The sequence below is a fragment of the uncultured Ruegeria sp. genome (assembly GCF_947489545.1).
Lineage (GTDB): Bacteria > Pseudomonadota > Alphaproteobacteria > Rhodobacterales > Rhodobacteraceae > Ruegeria.
The window spans coordinates 38341-55792 of record NZ_CANLDZ010000021.1; the positions used below are offsets into that span (position 1 = coordinate 38341).

Here is a 17452-nt window from a genome sequence, read left to right on the forward strand (position 1 = left end):
TCCACAAATGTACCATCGTCAATCATGAATGACACAAATGTATCATCAACTGTTCTGGACCGCCTGTCCGAGGAATGGAACGCGCTGACGCCCGAGGCCCAAAAGGCCGCGCGTTACGTGCTGGAAAATCCAACGGATGTAGGGGTTTCGACCGTGCGCGAGATTGCAGAAGCGGCCAAAGTGAAACCCAACACCTTTGTCCGGATGGCACGGCAGGTGGGGTTCGAAGGATATGAAGACTTCCGCGCCCCTTTCCGTGACGCGATTCGTCAGGGCATCGTGTCCTTTCCCGACCGAGCCCGTTGGCTGCAGACGATCGGCAAGACAGGCGAACTGGGCGGGCTTTACGCCGATATGATCGGCGCCGCGATCCGCAATATCGAAGACACCTTTGCCGGGATAGATGCCGAGGGCCTGAAAGCCGCGGCCGAAGACATCTGGAATTGCCGTCAGATTTTCACGCTGGGGGTGGGCGTCAACAACTCTAACGCGCGCAATTTTACCTATCTTGCCTCAACCGGCATGAAGCAGTTTCACGCCATACCTCGACCCGGCTCGACCCCCGTCGACGATCTGGCCTGGGCCGACGAACAGGACGTGCTGATCGCCATTACGTGTCACCCGTACCGCACGGAAGTGATCGACGCGATCAAACTGGCCCGCCAACAGGGGCTGACTGTGATTGGGATTTCCGACAGCCCTGCCAGCCCGGTCATCCTGAACGCGCAGCACGGATTTGTTGTTGCTGCCGACACGCCGCAATTCTTCCCGTCCTCCGTTTCGACCATCGCACTGCTGGAAACGCTTCTGTCCTTTGTGATCGCCGTCTCCAGCGACGAGATTGTCGAACGGGTCGAACAGTTTCATCAACGCCGCCACCAGCTTGGCCTCTATGCAGAGGAGCCGGAATGAATGCCCCCCTGATCCGGTCTTTGGACGCGCGATACTACACTGATCCCGCGATTTTCGCGCAGGAGATGCAGGGCCTTCTGGCAAGGACATGGCAATTCGCTGGGCATGTTGCGCAGGTGCGTGAAACTGGGGACTATTTTGCTTTCGAGATCGCAGGCCAGAGCCTGTTCTGCATTCGCGGCCGAGACGGAGATATCCGCACCTTCTACAACGTCTGCCAGCACCGTGCGCACGAGATGGTGACAGGTGCTGGCAATACCCGCGTCGTGGTTTGCCCCTATCATGCCTGGACCTACGAATTGTCAGGTCAACTGCGCGCCGGGCCCAACATCAAATCTGTCCCCGGCTTTGATCGCAGTTCGATCTGCCTGACATCTGTGCGCACGGAAATCTTCAATGGATTCATCTTCGTAAATCTGGATGATGACGCGGCCCCGATGGACGATTGGTACCCCGGCGTGCGCGAGGAAGTCCGTGCCTTTGTCCCGCATATCGACGATCTGGAACCGTTGGAATGGATAGAAATCCCCGAGAACTGCAATTGGAAGGTTAGTATCGAGAATTACTCGGAATGCTATCACTGCCCCCTCAATCACCAGACCTTTGCCGAGGGCGTCGTCGAGCCCGAGACCTATGACATCCAGCCCGATGCCGGCGGCGGCTACGTCCTTCGCCACACGACCGAATGCCAAAGCCTCGACAAGATGACTTACCCCATAGACCTAGCGGTGCCGCACGCGGGCGATTATCAGTCATGGTTCCTTTGGCCAATGTTCTCGTTCCAGTGCTACCCTGGCAACGTGCTGAACACCTATCACTGGCGCGCGGGTGATACCGATCACTGCACGGTCTGGCGCGGGTGGTATACCGAGGGCGGTTCGGAGAGCGCCGTGATCCGCCAATTGGCGGTACAGGACCGCGAAACCACTGTCGAGGAAGATATCCACCTTGTCGAAAGCGTCCATCGCGGGCTTAAATCCCGCGGCTATCGCCCCGGCCCGCTGGTGTTGGACCCTGCGTTCGGGGTGATGTCGGAACACTCGATTGCCCGGTTGCAGCAGTGGATGCGTGAAGCGGTCGACCCTTGATCAAGGCGCCAGAGGTCCGGAGATCGGCATTCGAGAACCACGTCTTACGCTTGATAAACCCCCAAGCGGCGGTATCTATTTGCCTCGCCTGACAGACAAAAACCCGGAGATCTAAAATGCCCGACCTTTTTGACGAAGACCTTTTTCTGAAAGGGTTGGAACAACGTAAATCCACGCTTGGCGCGGAGTATGTGGAAAAGAACCTTATCGCTGCGGACGACTTCACCCGCCCGTTTCAAGAGGCGATGACCGCCTGGTGTTGGGGCTTTGGTTGGGGCGATGACGTGATCGATGCCAAGACGCGGTCGATGATGAACCTGTCCATGATCGGGGCATTGGGCAAGATGCACGAATGGGAAATTCATTGCAAAGGTGCGATCAACAACGGTGTCACCCCGGAAGAAATCCGCGCCATTATTCACGTCGTCGGGATCTATTGCGGCGTCCCGCAGGCTTTGGAGTGTTTCCGCGTCGCCCGCAAAGTGCTTGAAGAAGTCTAACTCCAATCCATTACAATCCGGCTGCGGACAAGAGCTGCACGACATCAGTGTAGTGGCTTTGGTTTTTGAAACAGCCGGGCCAAGCCCAGCGCTTAGCGGTAAAGCCCGGCTGCAATTCAAGAATCCGGCGGGCGTGTCGGCGCGCCAATGACTCGTTTCCACCAGCGACCGACAGCATGCATAAAACCACGCGCGCACGCACACTATCTGGGTCCGCGCGCAGCACGTTATGTGCGTGCTGCCAGGCTGCCTTGTCCTCGGTCAATGCCATCGCCATGGCCAAGTTGGCTTCGATCCAGATCGGTGGGTGCGGAGTCAACGCAAGCGCTTGACGGTAAACGGATATTTCAGCTTCAAGTTGATCGTCGTAGCCAAGCAAGCCAGCGTAATAACCCAGAAGCTCAGGGCTGCTGTGAAATCTGTCCACAACTTCGCGCATCAGCAGGCACGCTTCGTCGGTTTTACCCGCCACGTTGCGCGTAAACGCTTCAAGCGCTGCGCAATATGGGTCTGTCGGATGTTTGGCGCGCAACTGAGCGCATTCCGCGTCCACTTGGATCAGCGTTTGCTCGGGGGTATTATCAATTCCAAGCCGGATCAGATCCAACCGACAGAACCCAATGGCAACACTGGCAGGCAGATAGTCCGGGTCGCGGCCAAGACACGCTTCGTATTGTCGGATCGCGCGGAAAAGCCCGCCTTCAGTTGTGTGGCTTTCCTGGATGCGACCATTCTGAAACGCGGTCCAAACTTCTGTCGAGCTGGAACGGCCCGACCAGATTTCTGACCAATGGCCGTCGCGCAAGCGCAATTGCAGGGCCTCGACGACCTTCATCGCAATCTCTTCAACCGCGTCGAATGTGTCTTGCTTGCGAAACCGGAACCGCTCGGTCCACAAGCAGACTTGGTCAGATGTCGAGGTCAGCTGCGCCGCAACCCGCAAGCCCTCGGCGCCAACAACGCTGCCGCTCAGGACATAGCCATCAATCGGCCCCTCTTGCCTGCGGGCATCCCGCAGTTCGATCACGTCGGATAGCGTGCCCAACAGAAACAACAGTTCGTCGCGTATAGATACTGCGGCCACCGCAATGTCCGGGGTGTCGCCAACCACCTCCATCGGCTCGACCACCACTGCCGGTCGCTGACGTCCCCAATGCGATGGGGCTCGACCGGTGATCGGGCCGGGACCGTCTGCTCCGGTGTCAATGTCCCAGTAGGCCTGACGTTCGACGGCAAGCCATTCTTCGAACTCTGGGTCTGCAACATCAAGCCCTTCCAGCAACTCCGCCCGATCCGGATGCAGCTGTGCGTCAAACAAATCAACTTCGAGCGAATTAAGATCAATCGAAACGTTTTCACGTCCGATATCCAGAAATTTTAGATCAAACTTGCCGAAGTGTTTAGTGAGAACGCTGAGTTCCTTGCGCAAGGATGCAGCGCCTTGTGCAGGAGAGCTTTGACTCCACAACCGGTCCTGCAACCAAGTTCGACTACGGATCGAGTTTTTGGACAATAGCACCAAGGCGACAAGTGCCTTCGCCTTGGTGCCACGCGGTGTTGCATCCCGACCATCGTCGCAAATTACCTGGAACGGGCCAGTCAGGAATATCTTGGTCCGTGCCGTTGCCACGAAGGTTCCTTGGATAAGCTGAGATTCCTCTCTTACTTACCGCAACCGTAGACGACGATGCCACCCATCGCTTCGTATGCAAAGTCGTCGCACCAGCAGTCGTAGTCGGGTTTGTCATCACCGATCTTGTCGCTCAAGTCGGGAATTATGATGTTGATGCGCTTTTGCGAGTCATAAACAAAAGTAACGTCCAAATGTTCACCCTCCGCGATCATTTCGCGGATTTTGCCTTCTGCTTTTTCCTCTTCGCCCCGCTCGCCCAGCGCACGGGCGCGTGCAGCTCGAAGAACCTCGCAACCTATGTCTTTTACTGAAAAATCTTGCTTAAGCTTCAATCGAGCCATTTCGAAATCCCTTCCCTTAGAACCACAATCATCTGTATATCTCCTTGTGTTGGTATCTGGAAATGAAAATGACTGACTCGCTGATTGAACGGGCCGAGACGGCAAGGCTCATTTCCAAACCATCCTTTGCCGAATTTCCTGACGGCGCGCCGATCCATACGGCTTTCCGTCTGATTAAGCTGCGACCGGGAACTCTGCCGCCGGAAGGCGCGATGGAGCATCGCGTGTCTTTCGGCACAGCACGCACCGCCAGGGACGCGGCGCGGCTGGCAGGATTTGAGGCCATTGAACGCTATGCATTGCAATACAGTTCCGACGCGCCTGATGCCGGCGAAAGCCTGATTGCATCGGACGGGGAAACCTACACCGTGCCAACTCAGTCGTTGGCGCTGGGCGCACCGGGCACCAATGAGACGATCACATCCAAGGGGGCGGCGGCTGGTCCGACGCACGAAGCGGCGGCCCTGCGCGCAGTTCTTGAATGCCTGGAACACGCACTTGATCCGCTGGGCTACACCTTCGCTTTGCCCAGTTCGTTCTTGCCTCAGGACCTGATTGAATGGCTGGGCACCTACCTGCGTGAGCTGCACATCCATCTGGCAGAGGTCCCGGGCATTGGCATGTTGTTTCGCGCGGTCTGCGCTGATCCGGATGGCGGCCGACCCACTTATGGGACCGCATTCGCCGCCGATTTGGAAAGCGGTATTTGGCGTGCCACGTCTGAGGCCGTTGTGTCGTGGCGCAACATGGTCACTCTGGACCACACGGGCGTCACGCAACAGGGGATGGATGCCGAACAAAAACGGCTGTTTCAACTGTACCGCGGCGCGCGCGCAGATCGGCCCGTTGCCCCACAAGCGGAATTTGATCCAAACGAGTGGGCGACGCCGGATCCTACTTTGGGCGAAGCTCTGACTGCGGCGGCGAAGGCTTTGGGGCGCCCCGTTGCTGTGTTTGATATGACCGCGCCAGAGGTTCCATTGCCGGTGGTCAAAGCTGTACCGGTCTAGGCACATTCTAGTTGTTTCGCTGCTTTAAGGCTTTCTCGTTTCTACGAGACGCGTTTTCGCACTGATCCGCGAATTCTGAGATTTGCCTGCATCGCTGGGTTCCAGGCAATCCACAAACAATCCCATCCGGTTCAGCGGCGGGTATCTCGGACAGTTCTACTTTGGTGATCGGGCGCGACGTAGCAGCGGTTTTCACCAGCGGCCCGACCTCGATCAAGCTTGCAAGACTGTATCCTGAAACCGGGTGCGTCGTAACGCCAGCACCCAAACAAACCTCGTCCAGAAACCTTGGGTCGTCGTCGGATGGCCCAAATTCCAGACGCATTGGCATCCCCTCGACCCCACGCGAAAACCGAACCCATTCGTTGGGGGCATTTTTTTCATCATGCAAAAGATCGGATGACTGGAAGGATCGGATGTACATTCCCAGTGGATCGGCAAAAGCCATCGCCCGGCCTTTTGGGGGCACTGATCCTTCGACCAAAGCCAAATCATATGCGCCTTTTGCTACGGTTGACAGTGCGCTGCGACAGAACAAATCCTGCCTGTTTGCGTGGGTAAATATCTCGTCAAGTCTTGCCCGACGACTTTGACCCTCTTGCAATACCAGATACGGGAAAGACCCAAAATGCATCACTGAGGTCAGATCGCTCAAACTGTTCGTGCCCGAGGACATAAACAAAACACTTTCAACATTAATTGGATGCTCAGGCGGCTGCGCGCGCCCGGCACCAACCAACCGTTGATGAAAACAGGCCACACGTGCAGATATGTCCAGCGCCTTCCAGTCTTCGCCCGTTACGCCAAACAGCTCTTGCGCGCTATAAGCGCACCGCGTGATCGAAGCGACGACATGCAGGAAATGCTCCAGATCATGCACCGCCATGGTCATCCACCACTCCATCAGCTCGGTGGTGGCAACAAAACGTTTCGGGCGCATTCTGCCGGTGAGATCAGGGCGCGTCACCAGTGCGTATTCGAGGTATTCATTGTGCAACTCGACCCGACTGGACCAACCCAAATCCGATACGCGTTCTGCCAATTCGGCGCCCAAACAATCCAATGGCTCGCGTGGGCTGCCTGACCACTTGAACTCATCAGAAGTCTGTGTGTCTTCGATATCGCGCGGGTCCAACACCAAAAACGGGCTAACGTCATAATCATTAAACAGGGTCTGGACCCGCGCATTCCAGGCCGCCAGGGCAGCTTCATTTACACCCTGATCAGCTAGGCCTGGAGATTGAAAGACAGGCATCTCGATATTCCGTTTGATTTCAGAAAGGCACGACCGCAGGTTCGCGGACGTGGCCCAAACGCGCCCAGGAGTCCTCGGCGCGGAAACGGCGCGGGGTAAATTCACGACACCCATCCGAACCTACTTGAGAAGGTGATGACCTCTGGCATTGATCACCACCCTGCCTGCTCTGGCAGATGGCGAGTCCACCACAATTCGGGCGTGCTATTCTGGACATGGATTTCGCTGTCGTGTTCGTCACTACCTATGATGCTGAGCCGATCACCATCAAAAGTCTCAATCGAGACTTTTGAATTTTCGCTTTGCATGGCCAAGTGCTCTGCCAGCATACCGACTGCAATCCGTTCACCCATGCGAACGCTTTCGAAATAGTCGCTGTAGTAATGCACACCCGCCATACTGCGCCCGATCGCAATATTGGCGGCCAGCTTGTTCAGCTCACCATTCAGTGTGAGGTTGTCTAAGGCATCTTCAGGTCGCTTTGTCGGCACAAGCGACTTGCCGCCAGATTCGGGCACATAGACAGCATATGCACCTGCATCGGCCAACGTCAGACGGGTTCCATCCGAGCTATGCGTTCGGAAAAAGGCCTTGAGCACCGTTACGCAAGCCCCGGCAACTGTTGCGTGGGCTGCACCATAAGACGGATGCATGGGCGATCCCTCGGGATAAGCCATGGGCAACAGAAGATTGCGATCGTTCGCAGGAAGTCCGTTTTGCGAATTCACGTTGTGTGAAAAACGCGGTTCAGACGGCGCTCTGGCGATGGCGCTCATCAAGTTGAACCCCCGACTAGCTGCACTCTCAAGCTTGCTCAGATGTGCATTAGCCAGCGGCTGGGATCGTCCAAGGACCGCACCATGACCATTCGCCACAAGACTTGCGATGCTGCCAAGCTTTTCCGGGCGCGCCCTGTTGTGCACCTGGAATGTCTGGTTTTTGACGGCCCGCAGGGCCCGGGTCGCTGTCTCGGCTAGCAGTGTCAGGGTACGCGGCCCCGCCCAGGTCACGGCATCACGACGACAATCAGTTCCCGAGGCAGACAAACCCTCATCTACGGTTGCACCCCAGCTGAGCAAAAGCAGACATGCGTTCAGGTAGGCCTGGCAGGTGGTCTCGGAATGAACATAGCACGCGAGGTCTCGAGGCGTTTCGATAAGCTTTAGACCCTCGGCATCAATAGCTTGCTCGGCTGTTGTGTCTGCACCGTTCTGCACATCCAACCATTCCGCCCAGTCGCGCATGTAATCCACGCCGGCCGTTTGTGGATCGATCCGCTGATCGATCCTAAGCGCACCAAACGGAGACAGACCGTTTCGTCGCAGAACTGGCGACATATCGGGCTGATCAGATAGCTGCTGTGCGGATGTCACTTTACAGTCAGCCAACCGCTCCTGACCTTGCAGCAAAAACTGTGAGACGTACGGCCCTTGGGCACAACCCTGGCTTGATCCACGGAACAGACTTTGCGTCGTCAGAGCGCCACCATCCCGAACACGCCGTGCCTCAGACACTTTGCTGAGACGTTCACCGTCGGCATCCTTTGGGCTGGCGTCACTCTGGAACCAAGCCATTTGCCCAAGCGCCGACACCACTTTATCCGCACCCTGAGCGCCTTCGCGGATCGCCTCAAAAGGCACGTCCCGCAGATACGCCATCGCATAAAGCTCGGCCATTTCAGCGGCCAGTTCATCCGAGCCGAGACGAGGCGCCGGCGCGATACCCAATGCACCAGCGTCAGGCCCTGTGAAACCAAACGGATGGCCCGAAATCGGGCTTTCCCACGCGCGCCAAAGGAAGTCAGCGCACCCTGTGGTCGGCTTAGTGCGAAAAGGCCCGGAATATGCAGGCATGTCAAATAGAGCCACCCGATTTCCAGCGTTGTCCGTATAGGTCGGATCAGCGACTTCCTCGAGAAACTCGGAATAGGCCTGCGCATCGACGATACCGTGCGCATCATGTGGCAAGCCCTTCGAGAAACTCGTGGGCCAGGAGCCTGCAAATGTATCAGCCTCGCCATTATGCGCTGCCACGGCCGCCGAGGCATTGTTCAGCAAAGGCGCCACGCGGCGCTGACTGCTATTTGCCGCGGGGTTGAATTCGTCCGGCTTAGGCCATGGCTGAGTAGGGGCGGTGGGTCGCGGCATGATGTCCTCCTGATCGACGTCGAACAGGTGCCATCGTTGCGTTACCAGAACGTGACTGCAGGTTATGATCGCATCTAACATATTAATTTTGTTAAATTTAATCTAACCTTTAGATCAACGGCTGAGTTTTAGGTCACAGAATCAGCTAGGCACGTTCAGGCATGGCGGCGCTTCGATCAGCCAGCCGTCAAAAAGTCGCCACAACTAGTTGAAAAGATGTCCGTGAAAAGAGCTGCACAGTGGGCTTCAGACAATCACTGAGTGAACCAAACTGAGGTTGTTGCGTGCAAAACGAGAGTGGACTATCGATACGACGATGAAGTTTCTTTGGGTCCCGATTGTCTCCTGTTTCGTGTGCGTCTTGTCACCTGCCAACGCACAGGAAGCTGCGCTTTCGGGGGTCGATATCAGTGAATCTGGGCAAGAGTACCTAAAGGCCGTCCGTTACCGCGGAATTGACACGGAGGTCGTCTATTTCGATCCGTCGCGCCCTGCCCCACCACTGGACACACGGTTTACGCCGGAAACCGAACGACGCCAGTCAGTGACATTGGACAACCGTTGGGTGGTGGTGGGTGTTTCGGCAATCGTTCTGATTTTTCTGGTTCTGTTTGTCTATTTCGGTGCCGGTGGAACCTCTGTAGCTTTCGGGTCATCCTCGGAAAACGCGCAGCGCAAAGGCGGGCGCAAGCCCACCGGCGAACAGCTGGGTAGTGAGGAAACACCTGATTTGGAGGCGATCCTGCGCATAGAAAACCGCGATCAGGCAGTTGCCGGGCTGGCGCAGCTTGCGCTTGGTAAATGTCTGACCGCCAATGAGGTGTTGTTCAAACGCAGCTGGACGCATCGTGAGGCGCTGCGCAGCCTGCCACAAAACCTTTGGTACATTGCAGACCTGCGCGCGCTTGTTCTTGAGAGCGAACGGGTGAATTTCGGCCACCGTTCGATCAGCGAAGTCGATTTCCGCAGCCTGCTGGATCGCATTCGACCGATCCTGCGCGAGGTCCGCGCGTGACAGAAGCCACCGGATTTGAACCCACAGGCCGGGTCAGAATGGATTGGATTATCGTCGGCGTGGTGGTCGCGCTCTGCGTTGGAATCTTCCTGTATTTCACGGCGGGACGGCAATACGCATTGCGCGACTCGGCAAGCGGGTTCGACGGGTTGGAGTACTGGCTCAAGGATCAAAACCACGCGGCACAGAGCTTTGCCGGAGGGTGGCCACTGAATCGCAATACGGTCGGGTTGTTGATCCAGCCGGTGTATGATGCCCATCCAGACACGGAACGCAGCGCAGCCAAGACCAAAGATGAGCTGTTGCTGCAATCGGATGAGTTCGACCAACAGGTCGATGTCATCCGTGAAAAGGCATTGTCTGTTCCCAGCCTTGTGATCCTGCCGAAATGGCGCAGCGGAATGCGGCTGACCGGACTTGCGCACCCCTTTCTGATCGTGCGCGGCGCAAATACCCAAGAAGTGCTTCATCAAATCGTCGGGTCCGAGGTCGGACCGCTGTCCTTTGCCCGAACTCCGTTTTCAGAGTTTTCGCTCGCTTCAGATCGGAGCCTCGTCGCGCGTATCTATGCCGCTCAGACGTTCGAGGGGCGTGGCTGCGAACCTGTGTTAGGCCGTGAGGGAGCTATGCTGCTTGGGGCCTGCCCTCTGTCGGGCACCGGAGAAAAAGTACACGTTCTGTCCGACCCCGATCTATTGAACAATCACGGACTGGTTCTGGGGGACAACGCCGGGATCGCTGCGCAGCTTTTGCCTGAGATCGCAGGTGAGCATCGGATCATCATCGACTACAGCGACGAGAACTGGCTGACGGAACCCGAGCAGGTGATCGAGCGTGAGCGCACCTGGGAGGATTTGAAACGCCTGTTTGAGCCCCCTTTTGTGGTTCTGTGGGTTGGCGCAGGTCTCCTTCTGGCGCTGGCAATTTGGCGCGGCGGCATTCGCAGTGGGCCAATTGCCGATCCTCAATCCGGGTTGGGTACGGGAAAGCGAACGGCCAACAGGGTGCGTGCACGGCTGATGCGGTTGACCGATCAGGACGGCGCCTTGCTGTCCGATTTTATCGACACCAGACTACGCGCCCGGGCAGCGAAGGTGTTTGGCACAACGCACAACACAAGGGGTTCACCGGAACAGACCTATCTGAAATTCGTTCACGCCAGACGGCCTGAACTGGCCTCTCGTCTGGATGACCTGATCCAGGCAATCCGGGCATTGCCGCCACATATCAGCGCCGATGACGCCATAGAATATGTAGACCAATTTGAATTGATACTGGAGCAACTTGCCGATGACGCTTGATGAATTGTTTGCCCATGCCGAGGCCCTGAGGGCGGAGATCGGCAAAGTTGTCCAAGGCCAGCAGGAGGCGGTTGACCTGCTGCTGACGGCACTTTTCGCCCGTGGTCACGTCCTGCTCGAAGGTCCGCCGGGCACCGCCAAAACCCTGCTCGCCCGCAGCTTTGCCGGCGCGCTGAACCTCGAATTCGGGCGCATCCAGTTCACGCCGGATCTGATGCCCGGGGATGTTCTGGGCACATCTATCTACAACTTTCAGACCAGCGAATTTGTACTGACCAAAGGACCTGTCTTCAGCCAGATCCTTCTGGCGGATGAAATCAACCGGGCGCCGCCAAAAACGCAGGCAGCGCTGCTGCAAGCGATGAACGAACGTATGGTGACAATCGACGGAACCGATCACTCGCTGGGCGCCGAATTCATCGTCGTTGCCACCCAAAACCCGATCGAGCAGCAAGGCACTTACCCACTGCCCGAGGCCCAGCTTGACCGGTTTCTGTTCAAGGTGAACCTGACCTTCCCACCGGAAGACGTCGAATTGTCGATCCTGCGCCAGCACGCGGCCGAGCCATTGGATTTCCTAAGCACGACCCAAACCGTGAACCCCCTGCTGGACGGGGAAATGATGGCAGAGGCACGAAAGCTGATTGATGGTATCGTCTTGGATGACGATATTCTGGCCTATATCCTGCGCTTGGTACGGGCGACCCGGGAAAGCGCGGATATTGCCTTTGGCGCCTCTACACGTGCTGCGGATGCCATTGCGGGTGCAGCGCGCGCCGCAGCCGCCCTCAACGGGCGCGATTTCGCAATCCCGGATGACGTCAAGAACCTGATAATCCATGCCCTGCAGCATCGTATTGTACTTAGCCCCTCGGCCGAAATCGAGGGGCGTGGGGCAAGGCAGGTGCTGGAAAACATCCTCAACCAGATCGAGGCGCCCCGCTGATCCGCCCATCACGCATATTGCTGATTGCGGCCTGTGTGGCGCTTGGCCTTAGCCTGCTTGCGGTGGTAATGGGGGATGCAACGCGCCCCATTGCGGGATTGCCGTGGGTCGTTCTTTGCTTGCTGGCGATTTGCGATCTTTTGTTGTCCTGGCCGCGCCGCCGGTCGGTCACCGTTGAGCCTTTGGGGGATGTCTTTGTCGGGGAAGACAGTCAGATCGAGATAAACATAACCCCCACGGGCCCCGGCATGCGCGGGCAACTGGGCTGGCCCGAAGGGTTGCAAGGCCCAGAGAATATCGATCTGTCCGTTCAGCGCTCGCAAATCCGCTTTCGCGCGATACGGCGTGGGACATGGAGGCTTTCCAATCTGTGGCTGACATGGGCGTCGCGGCTTAGGTTGTTCGAATTTGTTCCAAAAATCGCCTTTGGTCTTGAAGTCACGGTCGTTCCCAACATTCGCCAAATCCAATCGGGCGGGATTTCCACGACGGTTCAGTCCAGATTGTTCGGCGTAAAGGAAAACCGCGCCATCGGTGAGGGTACAGAGTTTCACCAGTTGCGCGATTTTGTTCCCGGCATGGATGCCGGTTCGATCGATTGGAAGCGGTCCGCCCGGCATCGCTCGCTGGTCGCAAAAGAGGTTCGGGCCGAGCGCAATCACCACGTGATCATCGCGCTGGACAACGGATATCAGATGCGTGAGGAAATCGCGGGGCTGCCCAAGATTGACCATGCCATCACCGCCGCCCTGGCAACCGCATGGGCCGCGACCATCGGCGGAGATCTGGTTGGCCTCTATGCCTACGATGCCAAGCCCCGTCTGTTTCTTCCTCCCGAACCCGGACGCACAGCCTTTACCCGCCTGCGCAGTCGAACCGCCGAACTGAGCTATGAAAGCGTCGAGAGCAATCACACCCTAGCCATGACCGAATTGAACGGACGCACCCCCAAACGCAGCCTGATCATCGTATTTTCTGATTTCGTCGACACCACATCGGCCGAGCTGATGGTGGAAAATGTCCGCGTTCTGGCAAAACGGCACCTGATCGTTTTCGTCACACTGCGCGACCCCATCCTTGAAACGCAGGTTAACGCAGCACCTCAGGACATGAACGACGTGGCTGAAACCGTGTCCACCGGGCAGCTGCTGCAGGAACGCCGACTTGTGCTGGAACGGCTACACCAGATCGGGGTTACCGTTATTGACGCGGAACCGGATAATGTCTCCGCCCGGCTGATTTCAACCTATCTGGAAATCAAAGCGCGAGAAATGATCTGATGTCCGACGCCGATCTGATCCGCTCTGCCCGGTTTCGTCAGGAACGTGAAGACGACTGGCGAAAGCTGTCGGATCTCGTTGACAAGGCCGAAAGTCAGGGCCTGCATCGCATGAGCTTTCAGGAAGCACGCGATCTTGCGGATCTATACCGGCAGGCGACCACCTCGCTCTCGATCGCGCGTGAGATTTCGCTGGACCGGGGATTGCTCGAATATCTCGAGGCGCTGACCAGCCGCGCCTATCTGAGTGTCTATGCCCCGCAGCAGCGACTTGGCGGGATCATCCGAAAGTTTCTGACGGCAGGCGGACCGCAGGCGATGCGCGCATCCTGGCGCGTTGTCGCGTTGGGCTTTCTTTGCATGGGAGCCGGTGCAATCGCCGGGTATTTTTTCTACTTTGACAACCCCGAATGGTTCTACGTTTTCATGCCGACTGAACTGTCCGGCGGGCGCGGTCCGGATGCAAGCACCGAGTACTTACGGGCACAAATCTACGGTGAAGACTCAAGCACAGGTCTTGGTGCTTTCGCCACCTATTTGTTTTCGCATAACACGCGCATTGCGATCTTTGTATTTGGCCTGGGCGCATTCTTATGCGCGCCGACAATATTGCTGACCTTTTACAACGGTCTGATCTTGGGGGTGTTTTACGCTCTGCACATTGATCGCGGGTTGGGCTGGGATATGTTTGGCTGGCTCTCCATACACGGCGTAACCGAGCTGTCAGCGATTTGCATCGCCAGCGCCGGAGGTTTGCAGCTTGGGCTTGCTGTGCTCTTTCCCGGACAACAGACACGTCGCGCCGCGTTGCGTGCGGCGGGCCACACTGCGGTCAAGCTGGCATTGATCGCCGCGCTGATGCTGGTGGTCGCGGCCCTGCTGGAAGGGTTCGGGCGCCAGCTTGTGCAGGATCGCTCGACGCGCATTGCAATCGGCTGGGGCGTCGGTGGGCTGTGGTTGCTTTGGTTTGTTTTGGGCGGGAGAAAGCGATCATGAGCCAGGCAGCCCTGGATCGTCTTTTATCACCTGAAGGTGTGCCCCTGTATTTCCGGGTCGGCGGCATCGGCGTTCGGCTTGCAGCCCAGTTCACGGATTTGCTGATCACAGGCGCAGGCGCCGTTGCCATCTTTCTTCTGGTTTTGGCATTGAATCTTGCCACGCCAACAACAGCGATCGCCGTCGCAAGCATGTTGTTTTTCTTCATCCGCATCCCCTACTACGCGGCGTCTGAATTGCTTTGGAACGGCCAGACAGTGGGAAAGCGGCTGATGAAGATCAAAGTCGTTTCTGCCGATGGCCAAGCCCTGACCACTCAGTCTTTGGTCGTGCGCAATCTGATGAAAGAGGCCGAGATCTTTCTGCCCGGCACCCTGGTGCTGACCCTGAGTACCGAAGCCCTTGTGCCTTCGATCCTGTCTCTGATCTGGGTGATGGGCGTTCTGGCCGTGCCGTTGTTCAACCGGCGCCGGCAGCGTCTGGGCGACATTATTGCGGGAACCTATGTGATTCACCTGCCGAAACCGTTTCTGCTGCCGGACATGTCCAAGACCATGCGCCCGCCATCAGCTGCACAACCTTCGTTTCAATTCCTCACGCATCAGTTGGAGCATTACGGCGCGTTCGAGCTGCAAACTTTGGAAGGAGTCCTGCGCAGTTCAAATCGCGCCAAGGGACCAGACGCCTACAAGCGCCACAAAGAAACGTTGGCCGCAATCATCGTGCAGGTGCGACGCAAGATCGACTACGCCGAGCCGGTCCGCCCCGAGCATCAACAAGCCTTTCTCGAAGCTTTCTACAAGGCCCAGCGCGCGTTCCTGGAACAACGCCAACTGTTCGGAGACAAACGTCAGGATAAACATCACGCTGCATCACCTGATCAGGAATAAGACGCCATGTTGCAATTTTACCTAAGGAAGAAGTCGGCCGTACTTTTTCTGCTTGCAGGTGATACCTCCAAAGCGGCTTTATCGGTCTCAGAAAAGCAATTGTTAGTTTAGGGTGTTAAAATGACGGATACTGTTAACCCCGGAATGCATGTTCCATTTGGCGTCGGCACTGTTGTCAGCGATACGTTTTCGATCTTCTTCAAAAAAATCCATATCGTCATTTTGTTGGGATTCATCCCGGCACTTATCGATGTCATACTGAATACCTATTCGCTGGATACGTCATTCGAGACCGTACCAGGCAGCAGTTTTGACTGGGGCGGATTCGCAGTGACAATGATCGCGGTCGGATTGATCTCGTTGGTCGCTGCCGCCGTGACGACGGCAATGGTCATCCAGTTGGCTTACGACACGAAGCTGGCACGATCGGCGCGCATCGGACAGTACTTTTCGGCCGCGCTCAGCAACTTGCCTGCAATCGCCATCCTTTCGATCGTCACGGCTTTCGTTATTTTGGGGGGAACGCTCTTTGTTATCATTCCCGGGCTTTGGTTGTACGCTGTTTTTTCGGTTGTCGTCCCCGCTATTGTGATTGAGGGTGCCGGATTTGGCGCATTGCGGCGCAGCGCAAGTCTGACCAAAGACTACAGGTGGCCTATTGCCGGAACACTGGTTCTTGTTTTCCTGTGCGTCATGCTGGTGTCTTTTGTTCTTGGATTTCTTCTTGCATTGGTGGGCGGAAATCCCGTTCAGGGTGCCTTGTCACCAACGCCTGGTCCTTGGTTGTTCTTCGAAGCCGCGCTCAACGCGATTGCTTATGGCTGGACGAGTGTCGCGATTGCGCTGATCTTTGCTCGCCTAAAAGAGATCAAAGAAGGCGTCAGCGTTTCGGATCTTGCGGACGTTTTTAAGTAGCTTCTTTTGAAATACAGACCCACGGCAGGTGATCCTGCCGTGGGTTTTCGTATATTTGCGCTTACCAAATCAAAACCAAACTTGACCTTTTAGCCCTTTGGGTTGGAAGGTGACGTGTTTTCATAATCGTAGCCGGACAGGCTACCTGACATTCAACGGCCGTGGGAGAGATGATATGACATTGGAATTGGTTGAGCTGTGTAGCGGTTTAGGATTCCCCGAAGGCCCGGTGGCCATGAACGACGGATCGGTTTTGTTCGTGGACATCAAAGAAGAAACGCTTGCGCGCCTGGGAACAGACGGGAAGGTCAGCGTCGTTGCCGAAATTCCGGGTGGCCCAAATGGCGTCGCCATCGGACCGGATGGCGCCGCCTATGTCTGCAACAATGGTGGCGTTTACAGCTTTGTACCTTTTGGCCCCGATCAGATCACCGTCCCAGCGCCGATACGCCCGAACTATAAGGGCGGTTCTGTGCATAGGGTTGATCTTGGCACAGGAGAGGTCAAGCAACTGTTCGACTCGTATGAAGGCAAGCGCCTGATCGCTCCGGATGATATTGTTTTCGACAGCGCCGGTGGGTTCTGGTTCACCGATACAGGGATCGAGGATGAGGAATCGACGCGATATGGCGGGCTGTACTACGCAACAATCGACGGAAAGACCCTGATCAAAGCGGCAACGATACCAATGCCGAACGGTGTCGGGCTGTCACCTGATGGCAAGACTGTCTATGTCTCAGACACTGTCTACGGCAGGCTCTGGGCCATGAAGATCACTGGTCCCGGTCAGGTAGAGCCGGGTCCGATCCACGGCATGCCCGGAAATGTGGTGCAAACACTGCCCGGATATCAGTGGCTGGACAGTCTCAAGGTCGAAGAATGCGGTCGCGTCTGCGTCGGAACGATCTTCAACGGCGGTATCACAGTCTTTAGCCCAGATGGCACAACCGAACATGTAGCGATCCCGGATCTGTTCACGACAAACTTGTGTTTCGGCGGCGATGACATGCGCGACCTGTGGATAACCGCCTCGAGCACTGGAAAAATCTACAGAACCAGATGGCCACGCCCCGGTTTGAAACTTGAGTATACAGCCTGACCCGTTTTCGGCCGCGCATTTTGGGTGTGGCACCAAAATGCGTGACAAAATAGCTGGCATTTGACTTAACCTTTGCGTCAATATGACAGCTAGCGCTAGCGAGGAACGGCGCAGTGTTGTAAACC

The 17452-nt window shown here is 56.7% G+C and carries 16 protein-coding genes; 12 read left to right on the plus strand and 4 right to left on the minus strand.

Annotated elements, in window-relative coordinates; all coding sequences use genetic code 11:
- The first annotated feature begins 24 nt into the window (after nucleotides 1-24).
- From Q1B13_RS22025 to Q1B13_RS22035, 3 genes are all read left to right on the plus strand, one after another.
- The gene (locus Q1B13_RS22025) at nucleotides 25-912 is read left to right on the plus strand and encodes a MurR/RpiR family transcriptional regulator (RefSeq protein ID WP_299084240.1); all 888 of its coding nucleotides are present in this window, start codon (nucleotides 25-27) and stop codon (nucleotides 910-912) included.
- Complete coding sequence (locus Q1B13_RS22030) at nucleotides 909-2000, plus strand: aromatic ring-hydroxylating dioxygenase subunit alpha (protein ID WP_299084238.1); 1092 nt, start codon at nucleotides 909-911, stop codon at nucleotides 1998-2000. The genes Q1B13_RS22025 and Q1B13_RS22030 overlap by 4 nt, the downstream gene beginning before the upstream one ends.
- A 116-nt stretch (nucleotides 2001-2116) precedes the next feature.
- Nucleotides 2117-2500, plus strand: a complete 384-nt coding sequence (locus Q1B13_RS22035; RefSeq protein ID WP_299084236.1) for a carboxymuconolactone decarboxylase family protein — start codon at nucleotides 2117-2119, stop codon at nucleotides 2498-2500.
- A 10-nt stretch (nucleotides 2501-2510) separates the two neighbouring features.
- Here the strand turns inward: Q1B13_RS22035 and Q1B13_RS22040 are convergent, their stop codons facing one another.
- Together Q1B13_RS22040 and Q1B13_RS22045 are read right to left on the minus strand one after the other, a co-directional pair.
- Complete coding sequence (locus Q1B13_RS22040) at nucleotides 2511-4130, minus strand: hypothetical protein (protein ID WP_299084234.1); 1620 nt, start codon at nucleotides 4128-4130, stop codon at nucleotides 2511-2513.
- A gap of 32 nt (nucleotides 4131-4162) precedes the next feature.
- Nucleotides 4163-4474: a hypothetical protein gene (locus Q1B13_RS22045; RefSeq protein WP_298937749.1), complete on the minus strand. Its 312-nt coding sequence runs from the start codon at nucleotides 4472-4474 to the stop codon at nucleotides 4163-4165.
- 68 nt (nucleotides 4475-4542) lie between these two features.
- On the opposite strand from Q1B13_RS22045, the gene Q1B13_RS22050 reads away from it, so the two are divergent.
- A complete protein-coding gene (locus Q1B13_RS22050) occupies nucleotides 4543-5484 on the plus strand; it encodes a YcaO-like family protein (protein ID WP_299084231.1) in 942 nt (313 codons plus the stop codon).
- 7 nt (nucleotides 5485-5491) lie between these two features.
- Here Q1B13_RS22050 and Q1B13_RS22055 read toward each other — a convergent pair whose 3' ends face one another.
- Both Q1B13_RS22055 and Q1B13_RS22060 read right to left on the minus strand, forming a co-directional pair.
- Nucleotides 5492-6739 (minus strand): hypothetical protein, encoded by a 1248-nt coding sequence (locus Q1B13_RS22055; protein ID WP_299084228.1) that lies wholly within the window; start codon nucleotides 6737-6739, stop codon nucleotides 5492-5494.
- Nucleotides 6740-6891: 152 nt separating this feature from the next.
- Nucleotides 6892-8886 (minus strand): hypothetical protein, encoded by a 1995-nt coding sequence (locus tag Q1B13_RS22060; RefSeq protein WP_299084224.1) that lies wholly within the window; start codon nucleotides 8884-8886, stop codon nucleotides 6892-6894.
- Between the two features lie 316 nt (nucleotides 8887-9202).
- On the opposite strand from Q1B13_RS22060, the gene Q1B13_RS22065 reads away from it, so the two are divergent.
- The 8 genes from Q1B13_RS22065 (at nucleotide 9203) to Q1B13_RS22100 (ending at nucleotide 17327) form a co-directional block, all read left to right on the plus strand.
- The gene (locus Q1B13_RS22065) at nucleotides 9203-9901 is read left to right on the plus strand and encodes a hypothetical protein (protein ID WP_299084221.1); all 699 of its coding nucleotides are present in this window, start codon (nucleotides 9203-9205) and stop codon (nucleotides 9899-9901) included.
- Nucleotides 9902-9939: 38 nt separating this feature from the next.
- Entirely contained in the window at nucleotides 9940-11202 is a 1263-nt protein-coding gene (locus Q1B13_RS22070; protein WP_299800465.1) for a hypothetical protein, read from the plus strand.
- The gene (locus Q1B13_RS22075; protein ID WP_299084216.1) at nucleotides 11192-12148 is read left to right on the plus strand and encodes a MoxR family ATPase; all 957 of its coding nucleotides are present in this window, start codon (nucleotides 11192-11194) and stop codon (nucleotides 12146-12148) included. The genes Q1B13_RS22070 and Q1B13_RS22075 overlap by 11 nt, the downstream gene beginning before the upstream one ends.
- A gap of 17 nt (nucleotides 12149-12165) precedes the next feature.
- A complete protein-coding gene (locus Q1B13_RS22080; RefSeq protein WP_299800467.1) occupies nucleotides 12166-13428 on the plus strand; it encodes a DUF58 domain-containing protein in 1263 nt (420 codons plus the stop codon).
- Nucleotides 13428-14423, plus strand: coding sequence for a stage II sporulation protein M (locus Q1B13_RS22085; protein ID WP_299084211.1), 996 nt, complete (start codon nucleotides 13428-13430; stop codon nucleotides 14421-14423). Before Q1B13_RS22080 ends, Q1B13_RS22085 begins: the two co-directional genes overlap by 1 nt.
- Entirely contained in the window at nucleotides 14420-15313 is an 894-nt protein-coding gene (locus Q1B13_RS22090; RefSeq protein WP_299084208.1) for an RDD family protein, read from the plus strand. The genes Q1B13_RS22085 and Q1B13_RS22090 overlap by 4 nt, the downstream gene beginning before the upstream one ends.
- 120 nt (nucleotides 15314-15433) lie before the next feature.
- Nucleotides 15434-16228: a hypothetical protein gene (locus tag Q1B13_RS22095; RefSeq protein WP_299084205.1), complete on the plus strand. Its 795-nt coding sequence runs from the start codon at nucleotides 15434-15436 to the stop codon at nucleotides 16226-16228.
- Nucleotides 16229-16403: 175 nt separating this feature from the next.
- The gene (locus Q1B13_RS22100; RefSeq protein WP_299084202.1) at nucleotides 16404-17327 is read left to right on the plus strand and encodes an SMP-30/gluconolactonase/LRE family protein; all 924 of its coding nucleotides are present in this window, start codon (nucleotides 16404-16406) and stop codon (nucleotides 17325-17327) included.
- The last annotated feature ends 125 nt before the right edge of the window (nucleotides 17328-17452 follow it).

What these genes read in the sequence shown, in the direction of transcription:
- Q1B13_RS22025 (WP_299084240.1), top strand. Translation starts at nt 25, where the DNA reads ATGAATGACACAAATGTATCATCAACTGTTCTGGACCGCCTGTCCGAG.
- Q1B13_RS22030 (WP_299084238.1), top strand. Translation starts at nt 909, where the DNA reads ATGAATGCCCCCCTGATCCGGTCTTTGGACGCGCGATACTACACTGAT.
- Q1B13_RS22035 (WP_299084236.1), top strand. Translation starts at nt 2,117, where the DNA reads ATGCCCGACCTTTTTGACGAAGACCTTTTTCTGAAAGGGTTGGAACAA.
- Q1B13_RS22045 (WP_298937749.1), bottom strand. Translation starts at nt 4,474, where the DNA reads ATGGCTCGATTGAAGCTTAAGCAAGATTTTTCAGTAAAAGACATAGGT.
- Q1B13_RS22050 (WP_299084231.1), top strand. Translation starts at nt 4,543, where the DNA reads ATGACTGACTCGCTGATTGAACGGGCCGAGACGGCAAGGCTCATTTCC.
- Q1B13_RS22055 (WP_299084228.1), bottom strand. Translation starts at nt 6,739, where the DNA reads ATGCCTGTCTTTCAATCTCCAGGCCTAGCTGATCAGGGTGTAAATGAA.
- Q1B13_RS22060 (WP_299084224.1), bottom strand. Translation starts at nt 8,886, where the DNA reads ATGCCGCGACCCACCGCCCCTACTCAGCCATGGCCTAAGCCGGACGAA.
- Q1B13_RS22065 (WP_299084221.1), top strand. Translation starts at nt 9,203, where the DNA reads ATGAAGTTTCTTTGGGTCCCGATTGTCTCCTGTTTCGTGTGCGTCTTG.
- Q1B13_RS22070 (WP_299800465.1), top strand. Translation starts at nt 9,940, where the DNA reads ATGGATTGGATTATCGTCGGCGTGGTGGTCGCGCTCTGCGTTGGAATC.
- Q1B13_RS22075 (WP_299084216.1), top strand. Translation starts at nt 11,192, where the DNA reads ATGACGCTTGATGAATTGTTTGCCCATGCCGAGGCCCTGAGGGCGGAG.
- Q1B13_RS22085 (WP_299084211.1), top strand. Translation starts at nt 13,428, where the DNA reads ATGTCCGACGCCGATCTGATCCGCTCTGCCCGGTTTCGTCAGGAACGT.
- Q1B13_RS22090 (WP_299084208.1), top strand. Translation starts at nt 14,420, where the DNA reads ATGAGCCAGGCAGCCCTGGATCGTCTTTTATCACCTGAAGGTGTGCCC.
- Q1B13_RS22095 (WP_299084205.1), top strand. Translation starts at nt 15,434, where the DNA reads ATGACGGATACTGTTAACCCCGGAATGCATGTTCCATTTGGCGTCGGC.
- Q1B13_RS22100 (WP_299084202.1), top strand. Translation starts at nt 16,404, where the DNA reads ATGACATTGGAATTGGTTGAGCTGTGTAGCGGTTTAGGATTCCCCGAA.